Annotated in this window: 4 protein-coding genes and 3 pseudogenes; 6 read left to right on the top strand and 1 reads right to left on the bottom strand. The window is 57.2% G+C overall.

All coding sequences use genetic code 11. The annotated features are described in order from the left end of the window. Positions 1–1,074: 1,074 nt before the first annotated feature. The 6 genes and pseudogenes from ACWTU9_RS32755 to ACWTU9_RS32730 form a co-directional block, all read left to right on the top strand. Positions 1,075–3,435 carry a penicillin acylase family protein gene (locus tag ACWTU9_RS32755; protein WP_455861938.1) on the top strand — a complete coding sequence of 787 codons (2,361 nt, stop codon included), beginning with the start codon at positions 1,075–1,077 and terminating at the stop codon, positions 3,433–3,435. A 344-nt stretch (positions 3,436–3,779) separates the two neighbouring features. Then, positions 3,780–4,469: pseudogene (locus ACWTU9_RS32750) on the top strand (IS5 family transposase); the annotation flags it as partial. 81 nt (positions 4,470–4,550) lie between these two features. Further along, positions 4,551–4,829 (top strand): transposase, encoded by a 279-nt coding sequence (locus ACWTU9_RS32745; RefSeq protein ID WP_455861937.1) that lies wholly within the window; start codon positions 4,551–4,553, stop codon positions 4,827–4,829. 210 nt (positions 4,830–5,039) lie between these two features. After that, entirely contained in the window at positions 5,040–5,384 is a 345-nt protein-coding gene (gene tnpB, locus ACWTU9_RS32740) for an IS66 family insertion sequence element accessory protein TnpB (RefSeq protein ID WP_455861936.1), read from the top strand. 44 nt (positions 5,385–5,428) lie between these two features. Next, a pseudogene (gene tnpC, locus ACWTU9_RS32735) lies at positions 5,429–7,118 on the top strand (IS66 family transposase). A 66-nt stretch (positions 7,119–7,184) separates the two neighbouring features. Further along, positions 7,185–7,289: pseudogene (locus ACWTU9_RS32730) on the top strand (IS5/IS1182 family transposase); the annotation flags it as partial. Between the two features lie 597 nt (positions 7,290–7,886). Here ACWTU9_RS32730 and ACWTU9_RS32725 read toward each other — a convergent pair. Further along, positions 7,887–8,449 (bottom strand): N,N-dimethylformamidase beta subunit family domain-containing protein (locus ACWTU9_RS32725; RefSeq protein WP_455861935.1); only part of this gene is annotated, 563 nt, incomplete at its 5' end.

Below are 8,449 nucleotides of genomic sequence, written 5' to 3'. Positions count from 1 at the left end.
AACCATGCACCCGGCAGTGTCGCTTCAACAAACTCCACGCTTGACGCCCCAACTGCGATTAGACAACCCCATCAATCGAACAGCTCTTCTCAAAACTCAAGCACTGGCTGAGAAAGGCAGCAAGCCGCACCGTCCAAACCGTCTGCGACGCGATCGGCCAAATTCTCAACCGCATCACATCCGCCGAGTGCTCACACTACTTCAAAAACTCCGGCTATGACCGAAACTAATCTCATCCCGCTCTAGAGCTCGCGCACTATCTTCTCGATCTCGAACTGATGAGCGCGATCAGGGTATCATCGCCTGAGCACGCTCCGCAATGGCCTCTACCTCCACACGCGCGGCGCGTTGCGAGAGGATCATCGCGTGAGCGGCGGCAAGATCGGTGGGGAGCGAATCAGGGGCTGTTTTCGCAGGCGAAGGAAACACATCCGCCCCTGTTTCAAAGGCGAAAACGTCCCCCGACCAACGGGGGACGCCAGGTTTCCTGCGGGTTTCTCCAGTCGATTCCGGACAGAAGATAACCCAACTGTGTCGCCGAGATCGACACTGCGCCGTCGCTGGGCTCGGCAGATGAAGCGCTAGGCAGAGGCCCCTGGCCGTCGTGCCTGACACGACGCCCTCGATTCACAGGCGATGCCCAAACGCTCATCGGCGAACCGACAATCGGCACGCTCGCGATCAAATCATACGTTGGCCCTCAGTCCATGGCACGCCCCTGACCCTGATAAAGATGTTACATTGATTGCCAGAGGCCCCCGGCTGCTCTCTGTGATCAACGAGTTTTGTAACAGGAGGTTAACTGTACCAAGGTTTCCAGCTCGAAATGTCTATTTCGGATTGTCGGTTAAATACCTAGGATCAAAGGACCCGTGACAACTCGCAGGTGTCTAAGCCTTGCCGCGAATGCAGAAAAGTCGCCTGCCGCTTGACTTTTATTCGAGTGGCGACCTCGCAGTGCGCTGGTAGATAGGCGTTGGTGTGCCTATTAACTTTGACGGCTCCAGCCGAGGTAGGCGGGACGTTTTGTTGATCTGGGTGACTGCCTCGCCTGACCCTAGATGGAACGAGATAATGCTGACAAACATGACCTTCGATCGCCGCAGTTTCAGCAGGCTTAAGAACGAGGTCACAATCGACATTGATAGGTGGGGAGTTCCCCACATCAAGGCGCAAAACTTGCATGACTTATTTTTCGCTCAAGGTTGGAATGCAGCCCGAGACCGTCTCTGGCAGATTGATATCGCGCGCAAACGAGGTCTCGGGCTCCTGTCACGGGACTTTGGTCCCGGCTATCTGGAGCAAGACAGGGCAGCGCGTCTTTTTCTATTTCGCGGATCCATGAGTGCAGAATGGACCGCATACGGTCCGGATTCCGAAGAGATATGCTCCGCGTTCACAGAGGGGATAAATTCCTATGTAGATGGCTGCAATAGCGGTTTGATTGCATTGCCACCTGAATTCGCCCTCCTCGGCCACAGGCCTGACTATTGGAAGCCGGAAGACGTCGTCCGAGTGCGAACGCATTCACTTACCCGGAACGCGATCTCGGAGCTTCTACGTTGTAAGGTTATGGCATTAGTAGGTGCGGAGCACGGCCTTCGCCTAGACAGATTCAGACAAGAATTGTCACCTGCGATAGCTCCCCGACCCGCAGAAGGCTTTGACCCAGCTGTTGTGACTGATCGAGTGCTGCGTGATTTCCGCTTGGCAATCAGCCCGCCTTCATTCTCAAGGGAACGACTTGCAGCTAGTCTTCACGAAGCTGGTCTCTGGACCAGCGTGACGACGTCTGACGAGATCGTTCGAACAACATTTGAAGAAGGTTCAAACAATTGGGCTATTTCAGCAAAGAAAACAACAACTGGACGCCCAATACTTGCTCTGGATCCGCACCGTAGACATGCCCTGCCGTCGATCAGGTATGTTGTACACCTGAGCATGCCTGGCTTCAATGTCATTGGAGCCGGGGAGCCTATAGTGCCAGGAATCTCGATGGGGCATAATGGAACCGCCGCTTTTGGTCTGACTATCTTTGGCGCTGATCAGGAAGATATCTATGTGTATGATATGAGGCCTGGTGGAACAAATGAATACGTCTATAAAGGAGCCTGGGAGCAGGTAAATACCGTCAAAGAGAGGATCCCAGTTTGTGGCTATACCGACCAGGAGGTTGAACTGCGATTTACACGCCACGGACCTGTTCTTTACCAAAACCCTGAAGAAAACCGCGCTTTCGCGTTGAGAACTGCGTGGATGGATTCGGGCATGGCTCCTTACATGGCCAGCTTAGGCGTTATGCGCGCAAAGACCAATGCAGAATACGTCTCCAGTCTGGCATCCTGGGGTTGTCCCTCCGTCAATCATATTTATGCGGACACGTCCAATACAATCATGTGGAAACCGTCAGGTGCGGCCCCGGTTAGAAGAAATTGGGACGGCCTACTTCCGGTTCCCGGAGACGGCAGATTTGAATGGGACGGATATTTGTCGCCTATTGAAGGACCATCTGCAATAAACCCAGCGGAAGGTTTCGTCGCTACCGCCAATGCGATGAATGTGCCTGAGGAGTGGAGCAAAGCGCATCCTGCTTTTGGTTATGAATGGTCAGACAGTAGCAGACATAATACGCTTCATTCGGAACTCGCTCGATCAGAACCGATCTCTATTGAAGACTGTATGCGGCTGCAGTGTTCAGTGTATTCACCAATCGCAGCTCGTATTGTTGCGCGGCTAGGAGTTCTTCTGCATTCGAAGTCGCAGACGCCGCCGCTTCAATTACTCCTTAATTGGGATGCACATTTGGACGCGAGCTCCGCGGCCGCAGCTTTTTTTGAGATTTGGCTTAGTAAGCATCTTGGATCGACAATAGCTCGATGGGAGGGCGCCGACGATCATATATTGGCACTACTCGTGCCGTTAGAGCCTGCAGCCATAGCTACTTGGCTCGAACAGGCACAACCGGATGAAACCCTTGCTGACTCCATTGAGGCGACGTTGGCTTCAGCCTGGACCGAGTGCATAGCAATTATGGGATATGACTCTGCAGAGTGGTCATGGGGCAGCATTCATAGGCTTGATTTGCGGCACCCACTACAAACCTTAACGGATGAACAATGGTCATTGAGGCCGGCCGCCCTTGGCGGTAGTAGCTCAACACTGAATTATTCAAGTTATCGCCAAGACGATTGGTCCGTCACAGCAGGACCATCGGTACGGATGATTATCGATGTTGGAATTTGGGACAATAGCGTATTTATCAACAATCCTGGCCAGTCGGGTGTACCGGTCTCCAACCACTATCAAGATCTGACTGTGGAGTGGCAACGAGGGGAATATAAACCGTTACTGTATTCAGATCATCTGATACAGCGAGAAATCGGCCATCGGATCGTTCTCTCTCCCGCACCGACAGAAAGTGGCGCGGCCGAATAGGCCGCGCCTTACGTATTGTGCAATATAACAAGTTTCGGGATCAGACGGTGATTGCTGCTCATTCGGCTGCACGGAGCGTGCGCTTCGAGCGCATGTAGAATTCCCGCTCATATCGCTGGAGCCGCGAAAAAGTAGCTGCACTTAACCTTATTTTGGCTGTCCCGCGCCATCGGCTTGCCTTTGGCGACTTACAGCACACGTTTGGAGTCGGGCCGATGTCGTTGCAAGCGTTACTACGCCAGTTCCATGTTAGAGGCCGTTTGGAAAATCGGAAAATTGAGATTTCGGCGGAGGCTGGTTTGTGATTCAAGCTGTGGATATTGACCGAACAGAGCCGTGGCCGGATGACCAAGATCGCCAAGAAGACCAAGCGCTACCCGTCCGATCTGGCGGACGAGGAGTGGGAACAGATCGCTCCGCTGATGCCCAAGCCTGGGCGTCGCGGCCGTCGGCGCGAGGTTGATTTCTCTGATGTGATCAACGCGGGCGCTACCTTGTGCGCTCGGTTGCGGCTGGCGGATGCTGCCGATCCATTTCGGCGCGCGACGGCCTACGGCTGGTTTCGCGAATTGGCGCGGCGCTTTGTGTTCCAGATGTGGCGCTGATGCTGGACCGCGAGCGAGCCGGGCGCGAGGCCAGTCCCAGGCGGGCGTTATCGACACCCAGTCGGTCAATGCTCCGCAAGCGGAAACAAGAGGGTACGACGCCGGCAAGAAGATTGTCGGCCGCAAGCGCCACATCGCCGTCGATACGGGTGGGCGGCTGTTGATGGTCAACCTGACGCCGGCCGATACCTCCGACAGCGCCGGCGCTCAGGCGATCCTGGATGGTATCCGCAAGCGCTGGCCCTGGGTGAAACACCTGTTCGCCGACGGCGCCTATGACCGGTTGAGCTCATGGACAAGGCCGCCTATCTGGACTTCGTGGTAGAGATCATCCGCAGATCCGACCACCAGAAGGGCTTCGAAGTCTTGCCCCACCGCTGGGTTGTCGAGCGCACCTTCGGCTGGATGACAAGATGGCGCCGCCTCGTGGTACGCATACGGTGAAGGCCGCCTACTGACGCGTACCTTGTGGCGTTAGTGTCCGCTTAGATTTTAAGTGGACGCTTAGCAATGAAATATCTGGCTATGGAGCAGCCGTCGAGGGTGGAAGCGAGCAGGCCTGCGGCTCTGTCGCTGCCGACGGATGCCGGCCGACAGCGGAGGCGCCGCTCCTGGACGGCCGAGCAGAAGCTGGCGATCCTGGGTGAGGTGCAGGAGTCCGGTGATCCGGTGGCGGTTGTCGCGCGGCGTCACGACATGAACGCGAAACCACTTGCACATCTGGATGAAGCAAGCCCAGGAACGGAGATTGGGGGGCCGATCCGAGACCCCGCCAATCGCCTTCATTGACATGGGTGTGGTCGGTCACAGCGTGCACGATGTAGAGGCGGAAGAGCCGGCTCCCGTGCAATCCCACCCCGAAGTGTCGGCTACCAGCCAGGCGGTGTCTGCCGGTGGCCGGATAGAAATCGTCGGTGCCAACGGCCGGCGTGTGATCGTTGACCGCACTGTCGACGTAAGTGTCCTGATGCGGATCTTGCAGGGCCTGGAAATGCTGCGATGATCCCGACAGAAGGCGTGCGTGTGTGGTTGGCGACGGGCTACACCGATATGAGATCTGGCTTTCCATCGCTGGCGCTCCGGGTGCAAGAGGTCCTCAAACACAATCCCCTTGGGGGCAACCTTTTTTGCTTCAGGGGGAAACGCGGAAATTTGTTGAAGGTCATCTGGCATGATGGCCAAGGATCATGCCTGTTTACAAAAAGACTTGAGCGCGGACGCTTCATCTGGCCGGCAGTTGAGGGTGGAGCTGTGACAGTATCTCCTGCGCAGCTGAGTTATCTATTGTCTGGAATAGACTGGCGCAACCCTCAGGAGACATGGCGACCAACCCGGGTTGGGTAGCATTTTTGAGTTGAAAATACAATGGAATATGATTCAATCGGCGCATGAATTCGAAGCGGGTTGATCTTCCCTCGGATCTTGCCAGCGCCTACGTGGCGCTGCTTGCCGAGCGTGAGGCGCTGCTGGCTGAGCGCGATGTGGCTGTCGCGGATGCTGCCAACTGGCAGGCTGAAGCCGCCAACGCGCAGGCGATGCTGTCCGACAACGAGGCGCTGATCGCGCATCTCGAGCTGCGCATCGAGAAGCTGAAACGCGAACTGTACGGGCAGCGCTCCGAGCGCACGACACGGCTGATCGAGCAGCTGGAATTGGAGCTCGAGGAACTCGTCACCTCGGCGACCGAGGATGAGCTTGCCGCGCAGGCCGCGGCGGCGAAGACGCAGAATATCCGCCCCTTCATGCGCAAGCGACCGGTGCGCAAGCCATGGCCGGAAGACATCGAACACGAGCGCGTCGTCATCGATCCTCCGACTGCCTGCGCCTGCTGCGGCGGATCCCGGCTGTCCAAACTGGGCGAGGATGTGAACAAGACGCTGGAGGAGGTTCCGCGCCGCTTCAAAGTGATCGAGACGGTGCGGGAGAAATTTACCTGCCGTGACTGTGAGGCGATCAGCCAGCCGCCGGCGCCATTCCATGCCACTCCGCGCGGCTTCATCGGCCCTCATCTGCTGGCGACGATCCTGTTCGACAAGTTCGGCATGCATAGTCCCCTCAACCGTCAGAGCACCCGGTTCAAATGCGAGGGCATCGAGCTTTCGACCTCGACGCTGGCCGATCAGGTCGGGTTTGGTACATCCGCCCTCATGCCGGTCTTTGATCTGATCGAGGCGCATGGTCTTCGCGGCCGAGCGCCTTTTTGGCGACGACACCACCATTCCCATCTAGGCCAAAGACAAATGCACGACCGGGCGAATATGGACGTGCGTGTGCGATGACCGGCCCTACGGCGGAGCGGCAGCGCCGGCGGCCATATACTATGCGTCGAGCGACCGCCGCGGCGAGCACCCGCAGAAGCACCTGGCCGAGTATGGCGGCATTCTGCAGAGTGATTGCTACAATGGCTTCGAGCCGCTCAGTGTCGCCAAAAAGAAAGCGGTACCCATCACCTTTGCTTTTTGCCATGCGCACGCGCGGCGCAAATTCTTTGAACTGGCCGACATCCAGAAAAATGCCCGCGACCGCAAACGCAAGGGCAAGCCGATCTCGCCGATCGCATTGGAGGCCGTCCAACGGTACGACGCGCTGTTCGAGATCGAGCGCCAGATCAATGGATTGAGTGCCGAAGAACGACTGGCCACGCGGCAGGAAAAGAGCAAGCCGCTGTTCGATGACATGCACGACTGGCTGAAACGGGAGCGCGCCACGCTCAGCAAATCGTCCGAGGTGATCGAGCCGATCGATTACATGCTGAAGCGCTGGGATGGTTTTGCCCGTTTCCTCGAAGATGGCCGGATTTGTCTCACCAATAACGCCGCCGAGCGCGCGCTCAGAGGTATCGCATTGGGAAGGCGAAATTGGACCTTCGCCGGTTCCCAGCGTGGGGCCGATCGAGCCGCCATCATGCTCTCCGTCATCACGACTTGCCGCCTCAACGAGGTTGACCCAAAGGCGTGGCTCGCCGATGTGTTCGCCCGCATCGCCGATCTTCCCGTCTCCCGCCTGCACGAACTGCTTCCGTGGACGTGGAAAAGGCTGCGTGAGGCCAAAAAGGCTCCGGGTCAGCACATCGCCTGAGCGACAGCTTCACCATACATCAGCCAGGGCGCCTGCGCGCGAGCCAATTCTGCGGCCTTCCGCGTATGGATACGCCTCGTGCGCGACTACGAGAAGCGCATCGACGTCTCTCACGCAATAATCCTTGTCGCTGTGGGCGGCAATCTCGTCCGCAGAAACGCTCATCCCTGAATTTCAAAACGGACTCTGATCAATCGCGACGGTCGCCTCCTGGCCCGACATCTGACCTGTGACACGGTAGGCTCGTCGGAGGCCACCGCCGAATACTGCGCCAAGACGCGCGATGAGCGCGTTGGTTTGCTTTGAGCTTGCGAAACGGTTGTAAACCTGCCGATGACAAGGCGGACGCGGGTTATGTTCGACGTTTGCCGGATGGGGACTGAGTGGCGCGTAAGAAGCTCGTATCAGGCGAACGGCTGCGTCCGAATCAACGCCGGGACACCAGAGACGTGACCTGGGACGCGGGTGAACAAGCTCTGATGCGCGGGTTGGTTTGCCTGACTTGGATAACGTAAGGAACTCATGCGGGAATCTAGGCGATCCTCCAGGATTCAGGCATCAAGCATACTGGCTGTCGCTGTTCCACCATTGCACGAAGCAGATGGGCTTCGCGATGCGCCACGTTCGAGATCGACCTCGGCAAAGTTTGGCTCGACGCCTAAAACGGAAGGGGCGGGCCCTGGCCTATCTCTTCTCTTCCCAGGGGAAAATTGAGAGCCGGCTACAGAACTACGACAGGAGAGGGTAGGCTTCGCTTGCCCCTTTTTCTCATTGTGGGACCGAGAATGCCCGTGGGTCGATGAACCTGATTAGAACGTTTCGCGTGATCTTTGAAACGTCATTGTCGTAGCCGTTGATCGGCAGACTGGTTGACCACGAGATCGACCCCACCGAGAAGACTGCGCCACCGCTCGGCGTCTCAAAGAAAACGATGTCGGAGCGAACATCAGCATTTTGGGTCCCGCCGATCATGTGGTGGAGAGCGCCCAGTTCTTCTTTTGCAATGATCATTTCATCGGTATGGCCCTGTGAGCTCGCTAGAACCAGAGCGTGCCGCGGGGACCCCAAGGCGACATCATACCGATCGAGTTCCTGGCCTGCAGCCCCTCCGCCAGCGATGCCATACCCGCCAAACTTTGCATCGCCCGACGTGCCGGTGAACACAAAATCTACGCGAGGATCATTGCTTTCCTCCCCCCGCATATAATAGGAGCCTGACTGGAAACCCTGAGCACAAAAACCCACACCCAAAAGCCGGTTGGGCGTCCTGTCCTGGCGTCGCCACAACCCACCGTACTCGCCAGTCGAGCTCATGTAATATTCACCCGGTT

The sequence above is a fragment of the Mesorhizobium sp. 128a genome (assembly GCF_053848025.1).
The sequence above is the reverse complement of the archived record's forward strand: the minus strand, read 5'-3'. Positions and strand labels throughout refer to the sequence as shown.